Origin of the sequence: Hydrogenobacter hydrogenophilus (assembly GCF_900215655.1) — a bacterium.
GTDB lineage: Bacteria > Aquificota > Aquificia > Aquificales > Aquificaceae > Hydrogenobacter > Hydrogenobacter hydrogenophilus.
This window is the reverse complement of the sequence record NZ_OBEN01000003.1, coordinates 52,619-77,613: the sequence shown is the minus strand read 5'-3', so window position 1 is coordinate 77,613 and position 24,995 is coordinate 52,619. Positions and strand designations below refer to the sequence as shown.

Here is a 24,995-nt window from a genome sequence, read left to right as displayed (position 1 = left end):
GTACATGAACCAGCGCACTTTAAAGGAAAGCGTCTCTTTTGAAGGTATAGGCATACACTCAGGTGAGTACTCTAAAATAGTGGTACATCCGGAAAGAGAGAATGTGGGAATAAGGTTTTTAAAAGCTGGTGTCTATGTACCAGCAAAGTTGGAGTTTGTGGTAAATACAGACCACTCAACGGATTTGGGCAAAGACGGCATCGTTATAAAAACAGTAGAGCATCTTATGGCTGTCTTTTTTATGTTAGGAATAGATAACGCCACTGTTGAATTTTTGAAAGGTTTTGAAGTACCAATTCTTGACGGAAGTGGGTATTACTTTTACAAGGTGTTAAAAGATAAAGTGATTGTCTTACCAACGCTTGCGGATATTTTAGAGATCAGCTTAAGTTTTGAGGTTAGGAACTCTAAAGGATACATTAAGGCACTACCGTACGAAAAACTCTCAGTAGCTTATGTGGGGAGTATTAACGGATTTTTTGAAGAGAGAGTTGTTGAGTTTAACGGAAATGTAAAGGACATAGTTTTTGCAAGAACTTTTTGCTATGATTACGAACTTGAACACTTACACAGAAAAGGTTTGGCAAAAGGAGGTAGTCTGAAGAACGCCTTGCTATTAGGTAAAGGTTTTGTGTACAACAAAGGTGGTATGCGCTGTGAAGATGAACCTCTTAGACACAAGCTTTTGGACCTTATAGGAGATCTGGCTCTTATTGGAAAAAGGATAAAAGGACGGATAGTATCTTACAGAGGTGGTCACACTCTCAACTATCTATTTGTCAAGTCTTTGAGAGATCACCTAAAAACTCACCAAACCCTTGAATTATCTCAAAAGTAGAACTCTTTTATCTTTTTGGCTATCTTTTCACCAGTAAAGCCAAAGTATTCCATAAGCACATCACCTGGTGCAGACCTACCAAACTCCTCAACACCTATGATTAATCCCTCACTTCCCACATACTTGTGCCAACACAAACCCCTTCCTGCTTCTACGGCTACCCTCCTTTTCACTTCAGGAGTAAGCACGTACCTCTTGTAATCTTCGTCTTGAAGTTCAAAGACCTCGAAAGAAAACATATTTACAAGCTTTACCTTTATACCTTCTTTTTCTAATATCTCAAGCGCTGATAAGCAAGGGTGTACCTCTGAACCGCTTGCAAAGATTATTACATCTGGCTGACCTTGGGTATCGGCAAGAACATACGCACCTTTTCTTGCGCCTTCAAAGGAAGCAAACTTTTTCCTGTCTATAATGGGTACTTTCTGCCGTGTTAGAACTATAGCTACTGGACCGTCCTTTCTTTGCAAAGCCATATCCCAAGCGATACCTACTTCGTTAGCATCTGCTGGTCTTAATACCCATAGGTTTGGTATGAGCCTTAAAGAACTTAGTTGTTCTATGGGTTGGTGTGTAGGTCCGTCCTCCCCCAAACCGATAGAATCGTGGGTAAAAACATATATCACTTTGAGCCCTGACATAGCTGCGAGCCTTATAGATGGCCTCATGTAATCGGAAAATATTAAAAAGGTCCCACCGTAAGGAAGTATTCCGCCGTGATATGCCATACCGTTGAGTATTGTTCCCATTGCGTGTTCTCTCACACCGTAATGTATGTTCCTGCCTGTTGGGTTGTCTGCAAGAAAGTCTCCCATACCGTGCAGATAGGTGTTGTTGGACTCAGAAAGGTCTGCAGAGCCTCCTATCATGGTGGGTATGTACTTGGCTATAGCGTTTAATACCTTACCGCTTGCCTGGCGTGTAGCCATAGGTTCTGTAAAAATGGGTATGTGCTTTCTGTACTCCTCTCCCCATTCACCTCTAAAAGCCATTTCAAGCTCTTTTGCAAGTTCTGGATAAGACTCTCTGTAGGCTTGAAAGAGTTTGTTCCACTCTTCCTGAATTTTTGCTCCTCTTTCTATCCTCTCTTTTCTGTATTCATACACCTCATCAGGCACATAAAACTCTTCCTCAGGCCAACCGAATCTGCGCTTGGTCTCAAGGACTAACTCCTTGCCTAAGGGAGCACCGTGAACGCTTGCGTCATCTTGCTTTGGGCTTCCGTATCCTATGTGCGTCCTGATGGATATAAAAGAAGGCTTTTCCTTTTCTTCTATAGCAGACCTTATGGCGGTCTCTATTTCTTTTAAATTGTAGCCGTCTTCTACGGCTTGCACATGCCAACCGAAAGCAGAAAACCTTCCGAGCACATCCTCAGACCACGCAAGGGATGTAGGTCCATCTATGGAGATCTTATTGTTGTCCCAAATAACTATTAGCTTACCAAGTTTAAAGTGTCCGGCAAGCTGTGCTACTTCACAAGAAACACCTTCCATTAAGTCTCCGTCGCTTACTAATGCAAAGGTGTAGTGGTCAATTATAGGAAATCCCTCCCTGTTGAAAAGGCTTGATAGATATTTTTCTGCAATGGCCATACCTACTGCGTTGCCTATACCCTGCCCCAATGGTCCTGTGGTTGCTTCCACACCGGGTGTTATATGGCTTTCTGGATGACCGGGTGTTTTGCTATTTAGCTGTCTGAAAGATTTTAGATCTTCAATGGTCAGATCGTACCCCATTACAAAAAGGAGTGAGTAGAGCATAGCGCTGGCATGCCCTGCGGATAGCACAAACCTATCCCTGTTTATCCAGTTTGGGTCTTTTGGGTTGAACTTTAGAAACCTGTCAAATATGAGATAAGCTATGTGGGAAGCACCAAGAGGCATGCCAGGATGGCCAGACTTTGCCCTCTCTACCTGATCAACACTCAAAAATCGTATAGTGTTTATTATGACGGTATCTCTATCCATATGGAGTTCTTTTCGTATAGTTTTTTTAGGTTTTCGCTCCTGTCTGTTATCCAGTTGCTCTTGTAAAGATGCACCAGACGCTTTGGTGTAATACACTCACCTTTTATAACCTTTATCCCTTTATTTACTTTGGGTAAGTTTTCCAAGAGGTCAGAAAAGAAAGCTGTACTGTTAAAGGACCAAGGCAGAAATCTTTTGCCCTTCTTTAATCCCATAAGGGTGTGATAGGTCCCATCCATTTCGCCATAGAGCTCCATGGGGACCTTTACGTGCGCCAACTCTGATAGCCCATCTGCAAAAGGAGAAAAGACCACAAGCTTTTCAAGTTTATCAAAAACTTGCGTAAGTTCCTGCATATGGTAATAATCAAGAAGCTCCTCTCCAAAAACTATAAGGTTCTTGATAAGACCTTCGGAAATCCCATTTACTATACCACCAAAGTTTGAAAGGGTATCTTTTCCGAAGGTTTTATATACTCCTAAGTAGTTGGCATCTTTATGAAGCACAAGCACCTTGTAAGCCTTATCCTCAGAGAGTCTTCTTACAAACTCTCCCAAGCTCTTGGCTGATGATCCCACAATGCCCGTAGTGTTTGCTATCAAAACACCTCCACTTGGCACTTCTGCATAAAGCTCTTCCAGATTATTAAAGACTATAGGCTTGAACTTGGCATCTTTGTAAGTACTGCCGTATTTATAAACTTTACCTTTCACATAGTAAGAAAGCACAGGTGCGGTAGATGTTATGTCCTCACCAAACAGTATATAGTTCTCCGCAGATTTAATGTCATCTATGTAAATGGGAGTATAATCGCCGTATCCTTCTAGAAATGCGTAGAAATCTTCAGTGAGCGTAGAACACACATAAGAGCCACTTCTTATAGCCACATCCTTTATGTTTTCAAGGATTTCGTTGCTGAGGTAGGAAGATATGATTATGGCTGTGTTCTCTCCGTAGTTTTTGAGCAAGCTGGCTATGAAGTTAACCACATTTCCCGCACTTTCTTCTTTTCCGTAAATATAAGGTTTTAAGAGCCTGTTTGTATTATGAGCATCGTAGCCAAAGAAAGCTTTTGCACAGATATTGAGGTCATCCGTGGGCTTTGTTCTATAGACCTTTTGCTTTGATCGCCAGTCCCCTATACCATACTCCACCTGAATCTCGCACCCAACAGGACAGACATTACAGACAGTTCTCTCTTTTTGAAGAAGCCAGCTTCTGCTCCAGTACTTAAAAGGTTTAGAAATAATGGCACCCACAGGACACACATACACACAAAGCCCACACATCTCACAAGAAGATGTATCTATAGGTCTTACAGTAGGGACTATGTTAGCATGAAAGCCTCTCTCTTCCACATAAAGAGCCCGAGCTCCATTTACATCATCACAAACCCTTGTACATCTATAACAAACTACACACCTGTTTGTGTAGTATTCAAGAAAGTCACTTTCCCAATCTATGTAGTGTCTTTCTTTCTCAAGCGCTGAAACGGGAACTATCTGTCTTTGGGGTCCAAATATTGCTCCGTGATTCTGAAGGTCGCACTCACCCGCCTTATCGCAAATAGGACAGTCAAGAGGATGTCTTGTCATAAAAGCCTGAAGGAGATACTTTTGATTGTTCTTTACAAGCTCGTGCTGTGTGGATATGCTCATACCATCTTCAACCTTTGTGTTGCAAGAAGTTATAAGCCTTCCCGTCTTTTCGTTATACACTATGCACATTCTACAGGCACCTATTACCTTGAGCTTAGGATGGTAGCAAAAGTAGGGAACACTTATGCCCTCTTTTAGGAGGACCTCAAGCAGGGACACACCCTCTTGAGCTTCTATCTCTCTTCCATCTACAACTATCTTTACTTTCCTCTCCATAACTTATTGGTTAAGATAACACAACTACCACTTTCTGATAGCTTATCATGATAAAAATCATACATACGTTGAAGCGCACTTTTAAATCTTTTAATTTTAATTATTAGGAGGGGTGGCCGAGTGGACGAAGGCGGGTGATTTGAAATCACCAGTGGGTTCACAGCCCACCGGGGGTTCGAATCCCTCCCCCTCCGTGTAATATTACGCATACTGATGCATCCAGTCTTTATACATACTTATGAGGCTTTCCCTATCCATCTCAAGTTTAAGAAGAGCCCTTCTTGTGTACTCTCTTACGCTGGAGGTAGAGAGACCCATTTTCTGGGATATATTCTCATAGTCGCAACCTTCCAGAAGATGGAGTAAAACTTCAAACTCTCTGGGGCTGAGCTTTTTGTGGAGACTGTTCTGTAGGTGGTTAAGAAACTTCTCTGCAGAAACCTCCTCTTGATCTGATGGTTCTTGAGGCAATCTTTCAGACACCTCTTTAGGCACTTTCTCCGTAGAGAAGTAATACACCAAAGAAGCCACTAACATAAGACTACCAAGTCCAGTGAAAAACTCGGCGTAGTCTTTTAGCATGCCCGCATAGTAGCCAAGAACTATACCCACACATACCGTAGCAAAGCCAAGGGAAAAAGCCCTTATAGTATCTTTTATATTATAGAGAGTGAAAAGAAGCAAAAAGTCCGCAAAGCCAAATCCAGCCTGAAGCAAAAACATAGAAAGGTTCAAAAGATGCACCCCTCCCATCTGAAGAAGTGCGTATGCGGTAGCATTCAAAAAAGCAGAAACCGCCACGAGAGCCTTCTCGCCCAAAAGGCTGAGCAATTTGTAAGATACCAAAACCCCCATTGCGTAAAAGATTACTTCCAGACCATGCAGATAAGACACCTGTGCGTAAAACTCCAAAACCCCTTTGTACATGAGCCCGCCAGTGGCATAAAAGACCAAAAAGTAAGGAAGCATCCTGTATAGAGAATGTAAGGATTTATCCGCCTGAGGAACCTGTTTTGGACTGTACATGACTGCAACTAAGGACACTGCGGAGAGCAGATACTTAAAGGTTTTCTCAACAGGAAAGAAAGAAATAAAAAGTGAGCCTACATTTCCAAGTGCAAGCCCAAAAAAACTATTTATACTACCCTGCGAGCTTATCAAAAAGCCCGTGTAGGTAGCGGTAAAAGCGGACATAAAGCCAATGAGTATAAGGAGGTACTCCTTTGAACCTACATAAGGATAAACCGCAGTAAAGAGAGCAACCACCGCAGTGAGAGGTATAGCAAAAAGGAGTATCTTTCTGTCAAGCAAAAAGCAGGTTAGTAATCCTACTATGTGAGCCAGAAGAAAGTATGGCATAAGCTGAACCCTATCCAGCAGAAAGCCAGCCATAGGAAAAGACACCAACCAAAGCACAAAGCCTCCCAGAGCAAAAGTACCCATACCCTTTCCCCTACTTTTTAATATCATACCACTTTTGTGTAAAACAGCGTTGAATTCTTGCTTTGGAGCATTTTTGTAGTCAAGTTTGTAGCGCAGATAATGCGACAAAATTACTACAAGGGTGCGACTTGACAGGCAAGAGGGAAAAGAATAGGATAAGTGGAAAATCTTTGTGGGAGGTAAGAAATATGCAAGCACAGCAAATCGTAGAGGAAGCCCTTGAGATGGGGCTTGATGAGAGACAAGCCTTTGAGCTCATAGGCATGGGGCTTTCTGCAAAAAGGAAAGTCCGCCTTATGCGCGCGCAGGAAGAGGAGGAAGGCAAAAGTTTCTGGGAAGAAAACAAATGCCCTATCCTGAAGGTTTTCTGCAAAGAGATATCTGTAGGTAAAGAACTAAAGGAAGCCTTAGGAATAGTAGTAGGCTTTTTGCGTTCTTCCTTGGGTCTTCCGCTTTTGGTGGTGTTTGGCATCATCTCTCTTCTTGTGCGTTTGGGCGTAGAAGTTCTTTGTGAGATGTTTAAAAAAGAATGTAAGGAGGTGGAAGCATGAGAAGGCTTGCGCTCGGTCTGACATTTGCTCTGAGTGCGGTAGGAGCGTCTTGGGCTACCTACTACGACCTTGGGACCTCCGCACCACCCACCAGTGTAGGGGGTTGCACCTTTATACCCTTTAACCTATCCGCTCAGGCCGCCATACCAGATTTTACTTTAGTATCCACAATACCCGGTGCACCAGCTGGCTATAACCTAACTACATCTCCCGCAGTTGAAAAACTCACTGTTCCTGTATTCTGGGCTACCTGGTCTCATGGTTATACGGGTCCAGTTTTCTCCACGAGGGGAGCGTCCAGCCTTACGCTAAACATAGCGCCGGCGGTTTATGGATTTATGCTGTATGTAGAACCAGACGCTTTTGGGTTTTATAACTGCACTGTTTCCACCAATGCTGGGGATAATTCTGGTCCTGTGCCTATTAACGGAAATTCAGGTGCCAGAGGTTTTGCCTTTGTATCTGCTTCTCCAAACATAAACTCCATAACCATAAACTGCGACCCAGGAGCAGGTGGCTTTGCAGTAGGAGAGTTTGCTATATGCACAGCATCTGCAGGAGGCAGTGCTCCACCACCTCAACCAAGCTTATCCCACATCACCTCACCCCAGTTTGGAGACCTAAGGGGCATAGACTTCAAGCAAGTGCCAGTGCTCACCACAAAGGGTCCTGCTATAGTAAAGATAGAGAGCCAGTCGCTCATCTTCATAAGTGGCATACAGATAAGAGAGTTCAGAAGCACACTTACTGGCTTGTCATCTCTTAAATCTAACGCTCAAGCGAGCTCTCTTACGCCCACGCAAACCCAAGAACAAAACTTCATACTTGATTTGAATGCGGGAGAAAGGCCCTGTGGGACCACGCAATTTAACCTTGCGGGCTACTGCACGGTGGGTATCATCTTCCAGCCCAAGAGCGTAGGCAAAAAAGAGGCATACCTTGAGGTTTACTACAACACACCCTACCCTGTGAGGATGTACATAACGGGAGAAGGCGTCCAGCAAACCCAGACACAGCCACCCACACAACCTCAGCCACCCACACAGCCTCAGCCACCCACTGGTGGAAGCTCTGGCGGTAGCACAGCCTCTTCTGGTGGAGGTGGTGGTGGATGTTCTGTGTCTTATGGTGCAAGTCCCTTAAATGCTCTTGCGTGGCTTTTGGTGCCTGCGGTAGGAATCCTACGGAGGTTCAGGAAGTGAGATCCTTGGGAGGCTCTGCGCCTCCCTGTTTTTTACACATTAGAAGCCTTGGTGAGTTTTGCAAACTTAACGCCTCTGAGTCCTCCTATGTTTATGGATATACTTTCTATTTCATTGGGTTTCCCCTTTAGCACTATGTTTTCAAGACAGTTGTGGTGGTCTAAGTGTATGTGTGTGCTACAAAGCACTTTTACATATTGGTTGTGCTGTATTTCAAGCATCTTTTGAGCAAGTTCTCTCTGGTGATGATCATATATTAATGTTAAAACGCCAATAACCTCCTCCTCCTCCCGCCACGCATCTTCTACCATAAGTTCTCTTATAAGGTCCCTTACGAGCTCAGACCTTGAGGAATAGCCCCTTTTTATTATTTTCCTATCAAGTTCCTCTAACAGATACTGGGGCAAAGACACACAAAACCTTACAATCTTTTCCTTCATAAAATGGATTATAAAAGCTCCTTTATCTTTTTGACAACCTCTTCGTAATTAGGTTCTTGAGTGATCTCCGGAACAAGCTGTATGTATGCAAGCTTTCCGTCTTTATTTACAATGAAAACTGCCCTTGCCAGTATACCCTTGAGTGCACCTTCCACAATGAGAACTCCATACTTTTCCATGTCTCTGTATCTAAAATCAGAGGCTACAGTTATATTGCCTATGTTGAAGCTTTCACAAAACCTCTTTTCTGCAAAGGGAAGGTCCATGGAGACCACGGTTACATCTACACCTTCTATACCGGCAAGCATCTCGTTGAACTTTTTGGTTTCTGTCTCGCAAACTGGGGTGTCCAAAGAAGGCACAGTTATGATCACTTGCACTACACCCTTTGCACCACCTATGATCTTTTCCTGAAGGTCTTTGGTAACAACTACCGCTTCGGGTACCCTGTCTCCTACAGAAAGGGTAGGACCTGATAAAGCAACAGGATTTCCCTTTAGAGTAACAGTTTGAGCCATCTTACAACCTCCTTCTCTTAGTTTTATTAGAATTTTAAAGGGATCTGCACAAGGTCTGCAAGATGATGCAAGTCAGCCTGCGTTATAATATGTGCTTCCTATGGCAAGAGCTGTTTTGGAGATAAGTGCGGACGCTATAAGACACAACATAAAGGCGCTAAAGGATTTTTCCGGTAAAAAGATTATAGCAGTAGTTAAGGCTGATGCCTATGGTATGTCTGCTTTCCATGTGTGTAGTGTGTTGGAACATATGGATGAGGTATCCTCTTACGCTGTAGCTTGTGTTGAAGAGGGTGTAGAACTCAGAAAGGCTGGTTTTAAAAAAGATATACTAGTTCTTGGGGGCGTACTAAGGGGTGAGGAAAGAGCACTGACAGAATACCGTCTTACTCCTGTTGTTTCCCACAAAGAGCATCTTAAAGTGATAGAAGGTCTCCATGTGGGCTTTCATGTAAAGTATGACACGGGTATGGGTAGGCTCGGTTTTCTTGAAGAAGTGATAAGGGATAGCAGGATAAAAGGCGTTCTTACACACCTTTCAAGTCCATTGGACAGAGATTTTTCTTTAAGGCAGATAGAAGAGTTCAAAAAGATAGTAAAGGATTACTCAAGTGTGGATATACACATGGAAAGTTCCGCGGGTGTTATATACCGTGTGCCTTTTACTACTCACATTAGGATAGGCCTTGCCATGTACGGAGAAAAACCTGCTCCAGACTACCCAGTAGCCCTAAAAAGAGCTCTGCGGTTAAAAGCGCGCATTATATCTGTAAAATACCTCCCCAGCGGACATCCAGTATCCTATTCAAGAACTTACACAACGGATAAAAAGAAAAAAGTAGGTGTAGTTGCCTTTGGGTATGCAGATGGACTCACAAAAGCGCTTTCTAACATAGGATACCTTTACTGGAAGGATAAACCCATAAAGATTTTGGGAAACATAACTATGGACATGACTGTTGTGGATTTGGATAACACATCTGCACAGGTAGGTGATTGGGTAGAAATTGTTGGAGAGCACCAAAGTTTTGGTGATCTTGCCAAGCTTGCAGGAACCATACCTTACGAGATTATGTGCAATGTGTCCTCTCGCGTAAAGAGGCTTCTTGTGCCTTAGGCTTTTTCTATTAGGTCTCTAAGGAACTCTAAAGATAGGACTCTCTCGTAAAGCTCATTGGTTTTGTAGTTGTATATGTATCCCTTTGTGTAATGGCCAAAGGCAACACCGAGCAAGTACCCTATAGCTACTGGTGTTGACAGAAAGAAGTGAATGTTTTCATAGTGTTTTTGAGCTCTTGCGGACTGTATGTGAGATGCATACTCCTTTGCTACCTCTTTTAGCTGGTTTGGAGGTATGTTTCCCTCTTTCTCCTTTGGACTTAGCACCAAAATATCGGCGCTTATGCCCTCTTTTGTTAAGTAGGCTTTTACATCTCCGGTAGGGTCGTGATGTGCTCCCCTGATAATTACTGCAAGGTCTTTACCCTCTGAGCTATCCAGCTCTGCTTCTGTGTGTGTGTATTCCTTTACGCGTTCTTTTAATTCCCTTGTGTTGAAAACATCTATTGTATAGTATCTTTTTTCGCTGTTGCTATAGTGAAATACTCTGAAGGGTCTTGTGTGGCTATAAAGTATGCCAAGAGCCATAGCCAATGCGGTGGGACCGTTTATAACCAAGTTTAGCCGTAGCCTGTTTGATAGCTCATAGTCCATTCTCCTTATCCTGTTTATAAACTCAGTGCATACCTCCTGCCACTTTTGACCTTCAAGCTGTCCCGTTTCCAGTATAAGGTCCTCCTCAGTTATTTCATGAAAGTGCTTTAGGTTTTTAAGCACGTGCTCTTCTTCCCAAAAGTCCCCTATGTTGGGTCTGCTTCTCTCCTTTGTGATCACAAAGGGCACATCCACAAAGGGTTTAGAAAACCAGTCTATTATGTCATCTACGCTACGCACATTTACAGGGCTTATGAGTTTTTTACCAGAGGATCTGCAAGCTTTTTCTTTCTGTGGTATGTTATCCACTGCCTGCACATTTCCCTTTGCATCCACACCCCCCGTAAAACAGAACCTATCTGGCACTTTCTCTGTAAGGAGCGATAGAGCTAAACTAAGCTGAAAACTCTTCCCTGTTATATAGCTGTTTAGGAACACAGAGAGATAATCTTTCAGTAAACCCCTTGATTTAAGCAGATCCTCCACAGACTTTATGTGTCTTTTTATACCCTCCACGTTGCAAATCCTTTGAGAGGTATCTTTTATCACCATACCCTGGACCATCTGAGAGTAGCCTTGAGTGGAAACCGCAGGGAAGGTAAAGATTTTAAACTCACCTTTGAGGATTTCTTCCGCAGTTTTTTGGCTTGTCCCTAAGGTTTTGCTTAGGACATGTACATCCACATAAACACTCTTTTCTTTTACATACTTTATAAGCTCAAACTGAACAAATGGACTAAGTTCGTTGAATTCCTTAAAAACATCCGCTATGTGCTCATCCAGTTCCCCCGCATGCAAAAAGCCCAAAAGATCCTCCTCTTTAAAAGAGCTAAAGCTGTACAACATGCAGGTCCTCCTCAAAACCTCTGAAATCCCCCATGATCTCCAAAATCACACTCTCAAGTGTTCCTTCAAAAATGAGCTCATCCTTTATCCTTACTGAGATCCTCTTCCCAAGATAATCCACAGGAAGGTATAGCCTGAGCCTGTCCTCTTCAAAGACCGCAAAGTAGTTTTCGCCTCTTTTGTACTTAGAGTGTGCTGCAAGTGCCAAAGGTGTTAAAAGCTTTGAAGTATCCCCTTGAACTCTTTGAATGTACAGCTCTTCCTCTCTTTCCCATACATCCTTTAGAAGACTGACTAAAACGAGGTTAGCCCAGCGTTTTGCGTTAAGGTGAAGGAATTTTTTTGTATACCAAGGCAAGTTTTGTCTTTGCACACTTTTTATGTAGTTTTTTGCAGAGGTAAGATCCTTTATGATAAAAAGCTTTCTGGAGTAGTTTTCTATGATCTCTTTTCGGATATGATACCAAATAGGCGCTAATGCTAACCGCAGACCTCTCCACTCGTAAAGTGGGGGTAGTGGATCAGTTGTAAGAAGCTGAAGGTAAGAAGATACTGGAACTACGAGGAAAAGATCGTTATCAAGTTCTTCAAGCACAAGAAAACGCTCTTCTGGTATCATGCTAAAGGCTCTTACTTGTCCTACCTGTACTGGCTCTGGTTCAAGAGGAACTGGCGTGTGGTCTCCATCTTTGATTGTATCTTCGTAGAGTTTCAAAAGGTTTAGGATCATAGCAGTTTCCTCATTAATACTAATAATCTAACTTTTCGCATACTTCTGACAGCAACTTCTCAAACAAGTATCTTGCCTCTTGCTCACTCAACCCTTCTAAGTATTTGCTTATCTTTAACTTGAGCCTTTCCTTACGCTTATACAGGTTATTTGTGGACATGCTCTTTACCTTGGGTTTTACACCTTTTATGTAGTAAGTAATATAGTAGCAAAGGGCTATAAGGTCCTTTTGATCTAGACTTTCAAGAACAAGAGCAAACAGCTGATCCCCCTCGTGCTGTGAGAAAAACTCCCTCTCATCCTTTATGGTGCTTTCAAAACTTACCTCTCTTCCTTCATCATCTTTATAGTTTAGGTCCTCATAGCTTACGGTTTTTATGTATCTTGAGCCGTTGAGCTTGTCCACCATAAGGTTTTTTATCATAACGCTTATGTAATTTATACTAATGAATTCCTTAGATATAAGTAGGTGCTTGTTTTCCATAAGGTGAAGGAAGAACTCTGAATAAATGTCCTCTACAAAGTCTCTTCCGTACTTCTCCATAATGGGTGTTTCAAGCCCAGACCTGCGTGCTATGGTGATTATCATGCTCTTTAGCTTTCGCTCCAGAGGTGTGTTCTTCCCATCCAATAGCAAAATCAGCTCTTCCTTGTAATTTTTACTCATAATGTTCCTCAGGAAGATGGTCTAAAAATTCAAAATCCTTACAAACTCCGCAGTTGTGGAATTTAAGATGGTCTATTACTTCCTTTGGGATTAGGTAAGCTAAGATACGTTTTCTTCTCCTGTCTCTAAAGGCAAAGGCAAAGGGCTTTAGGTTTTTACAGCTTGGGCAGTTGCCAAGGTCTATAAAGATCCTCTGCACCTTAGAAGTCAGGAAAACTATTCTGTAGCTATCTTTTTCTGCAATAAACTGTCCTATAAAGGGTCTTTTGGACTTTGTGGGGTCGTGGGTTCCAAGGTCTGTCTGTAGGTATTCTTCAAGGCTTAAAAGGGCTTTCCTGTCAAACACCCCCAAAAACTTTAAACCTTTTTCTACAGCCAAAGAGGTAAAAAAGGACAAAAAATCCTTCCCCTTTGTGGACATGGTAGAATTATAGCGCAAAAAGTCTATAATATTGATCATCACTTTTTGTACAGGAGGTTCTTATGGCAAAGGGCACTGTAGCTTACAAAATAATTGAAAGACACTTGGTGAGTGGAAAGCTTATACCTGGTGAAGAGATCGCTATAAAGATAGACCAGACACTCACGCAGGATGCAACAGGAACTATGGCTTACCTTCAATTTGAAGCCATGGGAGTAGACAGAGTAAAAACAGAACTTTCTGTAAGTTATATAGATCACAACATGCTTCAGACAGACTTTAGGAATCCTGACGATCACAAGTATCTCATGAGCGTTGCCAAGCGCTACGGTATATACCTTTCAAAGCCGGGCAACGGTATATGCCATCAGGTCCATTTGGAAAGGTTTGCAAAACCCGGTAAAACTCTTCTTGGCTCTGACTCTCATACTCCTACTTCTGGAGGAGTTGGCATGCTTGCCATTGGTGCAGGAGGTCTTGACGTAGCGGCCGCTATGGCAGGTGAACCCTTTTACATGAAGATGCCCAAGATAGTGGGAGTAAAGCTTACAGGAAAGCTTCCTCAGTGGGTAACCGCAAAGGATATTATTCTTGAGCTTCTAAGAAGGCTCACTGTTAAGGGTGGTGTAGGCAAGATATTTGAATACTTTGGTGAAGGTATAAAGGAGCTTTCTGTTCCTGAAAGGTCAACTATAACTAACATGGGTGCGGAACTTGGAGCAACCACCTCCATATTTCCTTCTGACGAGATAACAAGGGATTATCTTAGAGCTCAGGGAAGGGAAAAAGACTGGATAGAGCTACTACCAGATCCCGACGCAGAGTACGATGAGATCATAGAAATTAACCTTTCAGAGCTTGAGCCTCTCATAGCGTGCCCTCACTCTCCGGACAATGTGGTGCCAGTCAGAGAAGTAGAAGGTATAAAAGTAGACCAAGTAGTTATAGGTTCTTGTACCAACTCTTCCTTTGTGGACCTGACGCGTGCAGGGAAGATGTTAGAAGGTAGAAAGGTGCATCCCGATGTGATATTTGCAGTAGCTCCAGGTTCCAAACAGGCCCTTGAGCTCATAACTCAGAACGGCATACTTCTTAACTTTTTAAAAGCCGGAGCAAGGATATTAGAAAGCGCTTGCGGTCCATGTATAGGCATGGGTTATGCGCCCCCAAGCGGTGGCGTATCCATAAGGAGCTTCAACAGAAACTTTGAGGGAAGGTCTGGCACTCCAGATGCAAAAGTGTATTTGGCATCACCTGAAGTGTGTGTTGCCTGTGCTATAGCAGGAGAGATAGTAGATCCCAGAAAGCTTGCTCAAAAAGAAGGTATAAAGTGGATAAAGGTGGAAATGCCGGAAAAGTTTCCGTACGGAGATGAAGCCATCATAGAACCCCTGCCAGAGGAAGAAGCCAAAAAGGTAGAGATATACAGAGGACCTAACATAGTGCCACTACCTGAATTTGACGAGCTTCCTGAGGTCATAGAAGGAGAGGTATCCCTTATAGTAGGTGATAACATAACTACGGATCACATAATGCCCGCAGGTGCCAAAATACTACCTTTGAGGTCCAACATATACGCCATAAGTGAATATGTCTATCACTATGTAGACCCTGAGTTTGTAAAAAGAGCCAAGAAGGTAAGAGACGAGAAAGGTAAAGCAAACATAATAATAGGTGGAGAAAACTACGGACAAGGCTCCTCAAGAGAGCACGCTGCTCTTGCGCCCAGATTTTTGGGTGTTAGGGTTGTCATAGCCAAATCCTTTGCGCGCATACACCATGCAAACCTTGTAAACTTTGGCATAATTCCCCTTGAGTTTGTGGATAAAGAGGATTACAACAAGTTTTCCATGGGAGACGAAATATACATTCCTGAGCTTATAGAAAGGTTAAAAAGCGGAAAAGAGGTGCTGGTTATAAACAAGACAACAGGAGAGGAGATCCCCTGTAGGTATAACCTTACGCCAAAGCAAGTATCCGTATTGCTCGCAGGTGGCTTACTAAGGTGGATAAAAAACAAACAGAAGGTGGAGGTACAAACATGAAAATGAGGAAAGTAGTATCCGTTATAGGTGCGGGTAATGTAGGTGAGCACACCGCAGGTCTTCTTGCTCTGAGGGGCCTTGTGAATGTTAGGATGTTTGACATTCCAAGAAAGGACGGAGATAAGCTTATAGAACCAGTAAAAGGCAAAGCTCTTGACATAAAGCAGATGCTCACAGCCATAGACATAGATGCCAAAGTAGAAGGCTACACGGTAAGTCCGGAGGGTGAGGGATACGAAGCCTTAGACGGTACTGATATAGTAGTTATAACTGCAGGATTTCCCAGAAGGCCAGGTATGTCAAGAGAAGACCTGTTAGACAAGAACCTATCCATTCTTTCCGTCATATGCGAGAAGATAAAAAAGTACGCAAAAGACGCTATAGTTATAGTAGTTACCAACCCAGTAGACCTTATGACCTACGCAGTTTACAAGATGCTCGGATTTGACAAGAGGAAGGTTATGGGCATGGCTGGAGTTCTTGACTCTGCAAGGTTTAAAACCTTCATATCCAAAGAGGTGAAAGTGTCTCCAAAGGATATACACGCCTATGTTATAGGTGGGCATGGAGACGAAATGGTCCCCCTCATATCCATATCCAACGTGGGAGGAATACCTTTAAAAGATATGCTACCTAAAGAAAAACTCTCTGAGCTTATAAAGAGGACCCAGTTTGGAGGTGGTGAGATAGTGGACCTGATGGGCACATCCGCTTACTGGGCACCTGCTGCATCTATAGTGGAGATGGTAGAAGCCATAGTTACGGACAACAAGAGGATACTCCCATGCTCCGTTTATTTGGAAGGTGAGGAAGGAGAATACTACGAGGCTCAAAATGTGTGCGTGGGTGTGCCTGTAAAACTGGGCAGTTGTGGTGTGGAAGAGATAATAAACATACCCATGCTTCCGGAAGAGAGAGAAATGTGGAGAAGGTCTGTAGAGTCAGTGAAAAGAAACTTAAAAGTAGTGGAGGATATGCTTCATGCGAGAAGTGCACTGTGAGGACATAATAAAAGCGGTTAAAGAGATAGCCATAAAAGCCAATTACGAGCTTCCCCAAGATGTAGTCTATGCCTTTGAGTCCGCAGTAGAAAAAGAAGAGTCTCCAATAGGAAAAGAAGTGCTTAAACAGATACTTCTTAATGCTCAAACCGCAAAGGAAGAGCAGATGGCTTACTGTCAAGATACAGGTGTAGCGGTGGTTTTTGTTGAGTTAGGACAAGATGTTCATGTAGTTGGTGGGTCTTTGGTAGATGCTATAAACGAAGGTGTAAGACAGGCATACACAGAAGGTTATCTAAGAGCTTCCATGGTTTACGACCCTGTCTTTGAGAGGAAAAACACAAAAGATAACACACCTGCCATAATACACTTCTTTGTAGTGCCCGGAGACAAAATAAGGATAATCTTTGCACCAAAAGGTGCAGGCTCTGAGAACACATCGCGCCTTGCCATGCTAAAACCTGCAGATGGTTGGGAAGGAGTAAAGAGGTTCGTGCTTGAGACAGTAAAACTTGCAGGACCAAACGCTTGCCCTCCACTTACAGTAGGTGTAGGGATAGGTGGAAACTTTGAGTACTGTGCGCTCCTTTCAAAAAAAGCACTTCTAAGAAAAACAGGGGAAAGAAGCAAAGACCCAGTAGCCAGAAGGATAGAAGAGGAGCTTATGGAAGACATAAACAAGTTGGGTCTTGGACCTATGGGCTTTGGTGGCACAGTGACCGCTGTAGATGTAAGGGTAGAGCTTTATCCCTGCCATATAGCTTCCCTTCCCGTGGCAGTAAATGTCCAATGCCACGCGTCAAGGCACGCAGAGGTAGAACTTTGAAGTACATACTTTTTTTGGCTCTGGTAGGATTTATAACCCTACTTTTCTTGTCAGGATTAGCTTTTAGAATCTTAAGAAAGGTAAAAACCAAAACCTTATGAGTCATCTGTTCCTTACCCTTTATGCAGGCTCGTTATTTCTGTTGGTGTTCGTTGTAGCACCTGCGCTCCTTAGAGAAAAACAAAACAAGAACCTTGCAGGTAGATTTTACGGAAGGATACTTTGGCGCTTTTATCCTCTTGCATTTTTGTTATTACTGTCTTATTTTATTCTTGATGCGAATAAGCTTTACGCTTTACTTCTCATGAGTGGGTTGGGGGCTAACATAATAACCTCTTACTATCTGAAAAAACTAAAAAAGTCCTTAGGTGATATAGACCTGTTTCCCTTTGACCATCCTAAAAGAAGGTTTTTTAGAAAGGTTTCTATGATTTCTACTTTACTGCTTTTTATAAATTTCCTTTTATCCCTTTATGTATTCGTAAAGTCATGATTTTATCTAAAAAAATCCGGAGGTGATGATGCAAAACTACAGAATAAACAGGCAGATAAGAGCAAAAGAAGTTAGGCTTATTGACGAGACAGGCAAACAGGTAGGCATAGTGCCCCTTGAAGAAGCACTAAGAATAGCAGAAGAGAAAGGTTTAGACCTTGTGGAGATAGCACCACAGGCAAACCCACCCGTTTGCAAAATACTTGATTACGGAAAGTTCATATACGAACAGAAAAAGAAAGAAAAAACCGCAAAAAAGAAACAAAGAGAACACGCCATTGAAGTAAAAGACATTCAGTTATCCACAAGAATAGACGAACACGATCTTAAAGTAAAGCTCAAGCACATGAGGGAGTTCTTGGAAGATGGAGATAAGGTAAGGGTTAGGATAAAGTTCAGAGGAAGGGAAAACATACACCCCGAATTAGGAGACAGACTAGTGCAGAGGATCTTGGAAGACCTATCAGATATAGGACAGATAGAATCAGAACCAAAGAAAGAAGGAGCTTTCTTGATGTTTTCCTTGATACCTAAGAAGAGGTGATTTGTCCTCTTGATTTTTCTTATTACATGCATTAAAATTAACTACCAAGTTTTACTGAGGGTCAGAAAACTGACCCTTGTTATCTTGGCAGTTGAATAGGGTTTGTGTTTGTAAGATAAGAGGGGGTGATATAGCTTTAATACCTTCATCAAAACATTTTGGCATTTTGATGTTTTGATGAGGCACTTCTGGAATAATTGAGTTTCAATAGTTAGGAATGGTAATTTTTCAGCCCATTTTTAGGAACTGAAGATTTCCGAAAATTAACTTCATTTGAAGAGGGTACCCCTTTTAGCAAAGTGTTGATGTATAATGTTTTTCTAAAATACCCTTTTGGGGTTTCTAATGTACCGTGTGGAGTTGAAAGTGATCCTTTGCCCCCATGCAGACAGGCATGGGATACGTTTCTAATGTACCGTGTGGAGTTGAAAGGTTAGCTGTTGAGCAGGAGCACCGTTTTTTATCACCGTTTCTAATGTACCGTGTGGAGTTGAAAGATCTTTATGGGAAAAACATTGTAGATGGTCATTATGGACTTAAGGTTTCTAATGTACCGTGTGGAGTTGAAAGTTGTAAGATGTTTTTAAAATAGAAACTTCTTTCACTGTTTCTAATGTACCGTGTGGAGTTGAAAGCTATTAAGAAGGCACTTTTATAAGCTTAAAGTGTGCGTTTCTAATGTACCGTGTGGAGTTGAAAGTGAAGAAAAGCTTTACTGCAAGCCATTAGACCTGTTATATGTTTCTAATGTACCGTGTGGAGTTGAAAGGCCAAGCTTACGCATCTTTCTCAAAAAAGTACTCTCGTTTCTAATGTACCGTGTGGAGTTGAAAGCTTACAGTCCTCTCAATGTCTTCTTCAGAAGTAGGAGTTTCTAATGTACCGTGTGGAGTTGAAAGGTCTGATACCATCTTCTTCATAGCTTACCTCCAGCGGGTTTCTAATGTACCGTGTGGAGTTGAAAGAGAAACCTGCTTAATGCCCCCTTAAAACGCTCCTTTACCTCAGTTTCTAATGTACCGTGTGGAGTTGAAAGTGAAGAAAAGCTTTACTGCAAGCCATTAGACCTGTTATATGTTTCTAATGTACCGTGTGGAGTTGAAAGTCTATAAGCTTGAGAAGGGCAGGGCAAAGCTCATATGTTTCTAATGTACCGTGTGGAGTTGAAAGGCTGGACCAAACAAAAATAAATGCCTCCCGAGGCTTAGTTTCTAATGTACCGTGTGGAGTTGAAAGTTGGAATTAGTCCTATATACCTGCTATCGTATGAGTTGTTTCTAATGTACCGTGTGGAGTTGAAAGCTTTTTTCAGTAGCTCCTCTCTTACCTTTTCTGCTTTAGTTTCTAATGTACCGTGTGGAGTTGAAAGGAGGATATTCTTTACATGGAGGTAAGGAAAAAGCAAGAGTTTCTAATGTACCGTGTGGAGTTGAAAGTCTCATAGGATATAGTGCCTCTAAACTCTTCTTCTCCGTTTCTAATCTACCGTGTGGAGTTGAAAGTCTTTTGCTTCTGCTCTCATGAAATTAATTATCCTCGTTTCTAATCTACCGTGTGGAGTTGAAAGAAGGGGAGTAAGGAAATGGCAGAGAGAAGGCTACGCACGTTTCTAATCTACCGTGTGGAGTTGAAAGTGTTGCAAAAGGTTATTACAATGCTTCGGAGGGCAAGTGGGTTTCTAATCTACCGTGTGGAGTTGAAAGTGATGTTTGATAATGAGCAAAGAACTATACGCATTTGAAGGTTTCTAATCTTCCGTGGGGAGTTGAAAGAAGAGGATAATTATAATTCATCATTCTAGTCTGAAGTTTACGGGAAGTTTTATCAGGACCTCCACAGGTGGTTTTGGGAAAAGGTGAGCGCTTCTGCTTACCGCTTCAAGAGCGCTCCTATCAAGAATCTCATAACCCGAGCTTTCAAGCACATGAAGGTCCTCAAGTCTTCCATCAGGTGTTAGCCTAAAGCACACCACCACTCTTCCTTCCCAGCCCATCTTGCGAGCAAGCAAAGGGTATGTTATGCTCTTCTGTACCAAAGAGGATATAACCGATAGTTTTTCCTTAAGAAAAAGCTCCTTCTGAACATTAGATGTTGAAGAAGTGTCCCCACCGCCTGATCCTGCTTCTGCCTTTTTGTTTGATGGTTGAGAGCCTTCTGTGTGCGAGTCTGTGCCTCCTCTTTGATCCTTTCCCTGTGAGATGTTTGTTGTAGGAATAACTTGATTCTGTTCTTGAGCTGACCGCATAGGAGCTTCATGGACCTGGGATGTGCTTTGAATGGCTTGTGTTCTTTGTTTATGGACTACTTCCTGGCGTTTTTCTCTTTTTTCTCCAGTAAGATGTGGAGGTTCTTTCCTTTCTAATTCTTTTTCATATTCAAGAGTTAGGTCTATCTCCACCACTTTAGGGCTTTTGAGAAGCTCAGAATTCTTGTAAAGGGGGGTAAGGACAAGAGGGTACATAAGGAAAAAAAGAAGGTGCAGTAAGAGAGATACTATATAAGCCTTTACGCTCACTTGCATACTTTTACCTCAGTGATGATGGTGGGATGGTGGGAAGTTCATCATCACCCAAATCTGAAAGACACTCACTAAAAGGTATATTATAGGCAAAGCTGAGGCAGCCATAAACACTAAAAGCCTATTTTTATCTGTCAGCAACTTCACCCTATGCCAAAGAATGTGAAGACTCCAAAGACCCGCTATAAAGGGAAACACTTTGAAAACATTAAGCCAAGCTTCTCCTCTTCTTGCGAGAGGTTCTACACTAACACCAAGCCCAAAAGCTTGGGAAAAGCCGTTTACTATGTGGTGATAGTAATCAATGAAGAAAAACTCAAGAGCATGCGACAGCCCACCTACTATCATAAGAGGAGCAAAAGCGCAGCCAAGTATTAGAAGGTTTTCCTTAAATCCCTTCCTTGAAATCTTCTCTACCAACTTAAAGCTTACATAAACAGTAGAGAAGACCAAGACAAGAGCCATAAGCATGGCAACAAAACCTGTCATGTCAACCCACTTGGGAAGTCCAAACGCATTTTGGATGTACTTACCCAAAATTACCCAAGGCATATATTCCGAAAGCCCACTTCTTGAAAGTCCGTGATGGAAACGCATGGTGAAAGTTATAACCGCAACAAGAAGCAGGTAAACCATAACCTCTATGAGTTTGGGATTTTTAATTTCCTTATAAAGGGAGCTTCCCCACTTTCTTATCTCAAACTTTACAGCATCACATACATGAGCACACTCCATACACAAGGTACAGTTAAACATGGAGTTCTTATGGTCAAACTTTGAAGGGTTTAACTCGTAAGGACAGGCAAGGGCGCATTCGGGTTTTTTACACTCTTTACACTCTTCCTGATAAGTGGAAAGCCAAGTAAAAGAAGTCCTTGAAAAGGCAGAATTTACCGAACCTATGGGACATACATACTTGCAGTAAGCCATGCCTCTAAAAAGGAAAAAGAAAGCAAAGGAAAGAAGGGTAAAGAATAGGAAGAAAAGAGCTGTATTAAGGGGACTTCTCAGAAAGTTGGGGAATGTGTAAAGCACAAACCAGTAAGCTGTTATGTTAGAGAAAATAAGCCCTATGTAAGGATTGGCAATCCATCTGGGAGGTCTGAGCTTTAAGCCAAACTTAGTAATGTATTTACCTACAAAGCCATGTGGACACACCATACAGAAAACATTTCCAAGGGTGGGAAGGGTTATGACCATAAAAAAGGGCCAAAAGAGTGACCAAAAGAGTGCTGTAGTGAATATATTTTCCTTGTTTGGTTTTATAAGACCGTATATTATGGCATAGAATAGTAAAAAAAGGGTAAGTAATCTGTAAAACATAAGCATATACCTATTTTTAAAAAGGAAGCCAAGCAGTGGGAAGTTAAATATATCCCTCCTATCCCTTTTTGCTATGAAATGAACCTTCTCTACATGCATGATAAACCTCCTCAAAAGTTATAGCTAACTCTCACCAAAAAGGTCCTTGGTGGTCCAGGTGTGTACCTTTTAACACCAGATGTGTCTTTGGAAACTTCAACAGCGTACTTTTTGTTAAACACATTATCAACCATAAGGCTGACATCAAAGTTCCTCTTAGCGTATCCTAAGCTGAGGCTTGTAAGAAAATGGTATCCTCCGTACTTCTCCGTATTGGCATTGTCCATGTAGTACTCACCCCATGTGTCCGTCTGGAGTCTTGCCCTAAAACCCGAAGGGTGAGAATAGACTGCAAACAGTGAATATTGATGCATGGGTATGTAGGGAAGTCTGTTTCCGTTCCTGCTAATATTCTTCCCTCCAACAAGCTCAGAGAACTCTTTAAACTTATAGTCCGAATAGGCATAAGAAACTCCAACATCTAAACCCTGAAAGAGTCTATAAGAACCTGAAAGTTCAAAACCTTTCTTCTCCGTCTTTCCTGCATTGGTAAATTGGGTGTATCCGTCCGGCTGTATTACCCTTACCACCTCGTCTTTCACACGCATAAGGTAAAGCGCAGTATCCAACGAAAACCTATGATGTCTTGCTTTGAGACCTACTTCATAGTTAATAACTTTTGCAAGCTTCAGGTTTGGGTTAGAAGACAGCTCACTGCTTGAAGGTGTATTAGCACCTGTTGCAACAGCTCCATATATGTTTATTACAGGCGTAAACTTGTATACCAAACCTATCTTTGGACTAAAAGCAATATAAGTCTTTTCCCTTGAGTAAGAAAAGCAGTTTTCTATTGTGCGAGAAGGACACATGCGGTAGTTCCCTGACACAAAGTCGTAGTCTCCCCACTTGTAGCCTGATATATCAAACTTCACCTTGTCAATTCTCACGCCCATATCCAGTATCCATCTATCTTTTTGAATGGATTCTTGGAGGAACGCACCTGCGAGTGTAGTTTTCTGGTTTTGCTTTTCAAGTAGGTCTCCCTTTCTATCAGAAAGGGTACTAACGATTCTACCTGAGACAACTTTTACATCTCTGTACTTGAAGTAATCAGTGTTCTGGTTATCGTGCCTTAAGGTAAAGCCAGAGGTGAGCACACCAAAACTATGTCTATAATTTGCCTGAAGGTCAAATCCGTAAATCCATGTGTTAGCGTCGTTTATCCTACCGATCACTGGGTGGTAGTGTTGCCAGTGGTTGACATAAAAAAGGGGTGTAAGATCAAGGTTTCCAAAGCTTTTGTTAAGCTTGGAACTTAAGAAGAATATCTCCGAGTACCTTCCCATGTGCTTCCAAGGGTCTGCCGTCTGAGGCACTGTGCCAGTACTTTTAAACTCTGACCACTGATCTATACCCTTAGAAGGGTTTACTACAAGAGAGCCCGGAAGCTCAAGCCATGCCTTTGTGTAGCTTATATAGTTTTCCCATGTTCCACCATCTTCAAAGAGATAAGAAGGTTGTAGTGTTATCTGGTTAGTCCAGAACTTGTTGTGGGGTCTCCATGAGTTGTCCGTCTGTCTCCTACTCGCATTAAAGCCCATATAAAAGCCTTTACCCAGTGGTGTTGAGTAGTAAAGGTTATGGTTTTGAGTGTTGTAATCCCCAAGACTCAGCTTTATAAAACCCCCCTTTCTTTCAAAAGGAGAGCGCGTTATAACATTTATAACACCGCCAGAAGCGTTCACCCCCCACAAGGTGGAGTTGGGACCTTTGACTACTTCTACCCTTTCAATGAGGGATGTGTCCACAAAGTCAAGGCGTGTTAAGCTATCTGGGTCTGTGATGGGTACACCGTTTAAAAGCACCATTATTTCCCTCACACCGTAAGGTGCTTTAAGACCCGCACCCCTTATTATCAGTCGTGTGTCGTAGCCTTGGTTTCTTGATGTGATGTTAATTCCAGATATTCCCTGTAGAGCGTCGTAAAGGTTAAACATAGGCTTCTGCTTGAGCTTTTCTTCACCTACCACGCTCACGCTTGCAGGCACTTCTTCCGTTTTCCTCTCGGTCCTGGTTGCGGTAACGCTAACCTCTTCCAGCTGTACTTCCTTAGCCAGCGCACCACTCAAGACCATTAGTATCATCGTCCCTACCATGCGCTCTTTCATTGTTAAACCTCTGATATTTTATAAAATAATAATAACATAAATTTAAAGTTATATTCTCGTTAATATAATACAAAAATTGAAATGGGAGCTGATTTAAAATGATCCCCATGCTCATAGCTCAGGGCGTGAGGAAAAAGTACAAAGGAAGAGAGGTTCTGAAGGGAATAGACCTTAGCGTTGATAGAGGACAAATTGTAGGGCTTTTAGGACCCAATGGAGCTGGAAAAACCACCCTCTTTAACTGTCTTGTGGGTTTCACTTCTGTAGATGAAGGGAGCATATCCCTTGATGGAAAGGACATAACCCACATGCCAGCACATAGAAGGGCAAGGGAAGGAATAACCTTTCTACCTCAAGAGCACACCCTCTTTGAAGACCTCACGGTAATGGAGAACCTCCTCATATTCCTTGAGTTTTTTGAGGATAGCAAGACACGGAGGCTGGCAAGAGCGGAGGAGCTTCTTACGGACTTTGGGCTCTACGAGATAAAGGACATAAAGACAAAATACATATCTGGCGGACAAAAGAGGAGGCTTGAGATAGCCAGATCTCTCATACCCAAACCCAAGTATATTCTTTTTGATGAGCCTTTTGCGGGAATAGATCCCATATTAGTAGCAGACATAAGGCTTATGATCATAAACCTAAAATCCCAGAACATAGGAGTGCTTATAACGGATCACAATGTAAGAGAGACTATAAGGATAGTGGATAAGGTCTATATAATATCCGAAGGAAAGATAATCGCAGAAGGCTCACCTGAGCAGGTAGTTCACCAGAGAGAAGTAAGAGAGGTGTATTTGGGTAAAGACTTCTCTTTTTAAC

At 42.3% G+C, this 24,995-nt stretch carries 22 protein-coding genes, 1 tRNA gene and 1 CRISPR repeat array; of the genes, 11 read left to right on the top strand and 12 right to left on the bottom strand.

Annotated features, from left to right (window positions below):
- The first annotated feature begins 4 nt into the window (after positions 1-4).
- The gene (gene lpxC / locus CP948_RS04195) at positions 5-838 is read left to right on the top strand and encodes a UDP-3-O-acyl-N-acetylglucosamine deacetylase (protein ID WP_096601499.1); all 834 of its coding nucleotides are present in this window, start codon (positions 5-7) and stop codon (positions 836-838) included.
- On the opposite strand, the gene tkt is transcribed toward lpxC, so the two are convergent.
- Positions 829-2,808 (bottom strand): transketolase, encoded by a 1,980-nt coding sequence (gene tkt / locus CP948_RS04190; protein ID WP_096601496.1) that lies wholly within the window; start codon positions 2,806-2,808, stop codon positions 829-831. The genes lpxC and tkt overlap by 10 nt on opposite strands.
- Complete coding sequence (locus CP948_RS04185; RefSeq protein WP_096601493.1) at positions 2,787-4,682, bottom strand: 2Fe-2S iron-sulfur cluster-binding protein; 1,896 nt, start codon at positions 4,680-4,682, stop codon at positions 2,787-2,789. The genes tkt and CP948_RS04185 overlap by 22 nt, the downstream gene beginning before the upstream one ends.
- A gap of 106 nt (positions 4,683-4,788) precedes the next feature.
- Here CP948_RS04185 and CP948_RS04180 point away from each other — a divergent pair.
- Positions 4,789-4,876, top strand: a tRNA-Ser gene (locus CP948_RS04180).
- A gap of 7 nt (positions 4,877-4,883) precedes the next feature.
- Here the strand turns inward: CP948_RS04180 and CP948_RS04175 are convergent.
- A complete protein-coding gene (locus CP948_RS04175) occupies positions 4,884-6,125 on the bottom strand; it encodes a sigma-70 family RNA polymerase sigma factor (protein WP_180764087.1) in 1,242 nt (413 codons plus the stop codon).
- Between the two features lie 188 nt (positions 6,126-6,313).
- Here CP948_RS04175 and CP948_RS04170 point away from each other — a divergent pair, with 188 nt between their 5' ends.
- Entirely contained in the window at positions 6,314-6,676 is a 363-nt protein-coding gene (locus CP948_RS04170) for a hypothetical protein (RefSeq protein ID WP_143441266.1), read from the top strand.
- A complete protein-coding gene (locus tag CP948_RS04165) occupies positions 6,673-7,878 on the top strand; it encodes a hypothetical protein (RefSeq protein ID WP_096601484.1) in 1,206 nt (401 codons plus the stop codon). The genes CP948_RS04170 and CP948_RS04165 overlap by 4 nt, the downstream gene beginning before the upstream one ends.
- A 32-nt stretch (positions 7,879-7,910) precedes the next feature.
- Here the strand turns inward: CP948_RS04165 and nikR are convergent, their stop codons facing one another.
- Together nikR and tpx are read right to left on the bottom strand one after the other, a co-directional pair.
- Positions 7,911-8,318 (bottom strand): nickel-responsive transcriptional regulator NikR, encoded by a 408-nt coding sequence (nikR, locus tag CP948_RS04160; protein WP_096601481.1) that lies wholly within the window; start codon positions 8,316-8,318, stop codon positions 7,911-7,913.
- 8 nt (positions 8,319-8,326) lie between these two features.
- A complete protein-coding gene (tpx, locus tag CP948_RS04155) occupies positions 8,327-8,836 on the bottom strand; it encodes a thiol peroxidase (protein WP_096601478.1) in 510 nt (169 codons plus the stop codon).
- Between the two features lie 100 nt (positions 8,837-8,936).
- On the opposite strand from tpx, the gene alr reads away from it, so the two are divergent.
- The gene (gene alr, locus CP948_RS04150; RefSeq protein WP_096601475.1) at positions 8,937-9,953 is read left to right on the top strand and encodes an alanine racemase; all 1,017 of its coding nucleotides are present in this window, start codon (positions 8,937-8,939) and stop codon (positions 9,951-9,953) included.
- Here the strand turns inward: alr and CP948_RS04145 are convergent.
- From CP948_RS04145 to CP948_RS04130, 4 genes are read right to left on the bottom strand one after another with little or no spacing between them, the layout of a single operon-like run.
- On the bottom strand, positions 9,950-11,395 hold the full coding sequence (locus tag CP948_RS04145) for an SAVED domain-containing protein (RefSeq protein WP_096601472.1): 1,446 nt from the start codon (positions 11,393-11,395) through the stop codon (positions 9,950-9,952). The genes alr and CP948_RS04145 overlap by 4 nt on opposite strands.
- Positions 11,379-12,125, bottom strand: coding sequence for a hypothetical protein (locus tag CP948_RS04140; protein ID WP_096601468.1), 747 nt, complete (start codon positions 12,123-12,125; stop codon positions 11,379-11,381). Before CP948_RS04140 ends, CP948_RS04145 begins: the two co-directional genes overlap by 17 nt.
- A 19-nt stretch (positions 12,126-12,144) precedes the next feature.
- Positions 12,145-12,792, bottom strand: a complete 648-nt coding sequence (locus CP948_RS04135; RefSeq protein WP_096601465.1) for a hypothetical protein — start codon at positions 12,790-12,792, stop codon at positions 12,145-12,147.
- Positions 12,785-13,213 carry a hypothetical protein gene (locus tag CP948_RS04130; RefSeq protein WP_143441265.1) on the bottom strand — a complete coding sequence of 143 codons (429 nt, stop codon included), beginning with the start codon at positions 13,211-13,213 and terminating at the stop codon, positions 12,785-12,787. Before CP948_RS04130 ends, CP948_RS04135 begins: the two co-directional genes overlap by 8 nt.
- 62 nt (positions 13,214-13,275) lie before the next feature.
- Between CP948_RS04130 and CP948_RS04125 the strand changes: the two genes are divergently transcribed.
- The 5 genes from CP948_RS04125 to infC all read left to right on the top strand — a co-directional run bounded on the left by CP948_RS04125 (position 13,276) and on the right by infC (position 18,122).
- Positions 13,276-15,258 carry an aconitate hydratase gene (locus CP948_RS04125; protein ID WP_096601459.1) on the top strand — a complete coding sequence of 661 codons (1,983 nt, stop codon included), beginning with the start codon at positions 13,276-13,278 and terminating at the stop codon, positions 15,256-15,258.
- Entirely contained in the window at positions 15,255-16,259 is a 1,005-nt protein-coding gene (locus tag CP948_RS04120; RefSeq protein WP_096601456.1) for a malate dehydrogenase, read from the top strand. The genes CP948_RS04125 and CP948_RS04120 overlap by 4 nt, the downstream gene beginning before the upstream one ends.
- On the top strand, positions 16,240-17,085 hold the full coding sequence (locus CP948_RS04115) for a fumarate hydratase (protein WP_096601453.1): 846 nt from the start codon (positions 16,240-16,242) through the stop codon (positions 17,083-17,085). Before CP948_RS04120 ends, CP948_RS04115 begins: the two co-directional genes overlap by 20 nt.
- A gap of 97 nt (positions 17,086-17,182) precedes the next feature.
- The gene (locus CP948_RS04110) at positions 17,183-17,578 is read left to right on the top strand and encodes a hypothetical protein (RefSeq protein WP_096601450.1); all 396 of its coding nucleotides are present in this window, start codon (positions 17,183-17,185) and stop codon (positions 17,576-17,578) included.
- A 28-nt stretch (positions 17,579-17,606) separates the two neighbouring features.
- Positions 17,607-18,122, top strand: a complete 516-nt coding sequence (infC, locus tag CP948_RS04105; RefSeq protein ID WP_096601447.1) for a translation initiation factor IF-3 — start codon at positions 17,607-17,609, stop codon at positions 18,120-18,122.
- A 338-nt stretch (positions 18,123-18,460) separates the two neighbouring features.
- Positions 18,461-19,894: direct repeats of the CRISPR family, unit length 29 nt; unit sequence GTTTCTAATGTACCGTGTGGAGTTGAAAG.
- Between the two features lie 20 nt (positions 19,895-19,914).
- Here infC and CP948_RS04100 read toward each other — a convergent pair.
- Genes CP948_RS04100 through CP948_RS04090 form a run of 3 tightly spaced genes read right to left on the bottom strand, consistent with a single transcriptional unit; the run spans position 19,915 to position 24,170 of the window.
- Positions 19,915-20,643, bottom strand: coding sequence for a TonB family protein (locus tag CP948_RS04100; protein ID WP_096601443.1), 729 nt, complete (start codon positions 20,641-20,643; stop codon positions 19,915-19,917).
- A gap of 9 nt (positions 20,644-20,652) precedes the next feature.
- Positions 20,653-22,062, bottom strand: a complete 1,410-nt coding sequence (locus CP948_RS04095; protein ID WP_096601440.1) for a 4Fe-4S binding protein — start codon at positions 22,060-22,062, stop codon at positions 20,653-20,655.
- An 11-nt stretch (positions 22,063-22,073) separates the two neighbouring features.
- Positions 22,074-24,170 (bottom strand): TonB-dependent receptor, encoded by a 2,097-nt coding sequence (locus CP948_RS04090; protein ID WP_245810082.1) that lies wholly within the window; start codon positions 24,168-24,170, stop codon positions 22,074-22,076.
- Positions 24,171-24,277: 107 nt separating this feature from the next.
- On the opposite strand from CP948_RS04090, the gene lptB reads away from it, so the two are divergent.
- On the top strand, positions 24,278-24,994 hold the full coding sequence (gene lptB, locus CP948_RS04085; protein WP_096601642.1) for an LPS export ABC transporter ATP-binding protein: 717 nt from the start codon (positions 24,278-24,280) through the stop codon (positions 24,992-24,994).
- Position 24,995 lies beyond the last annotated feature (1 nt).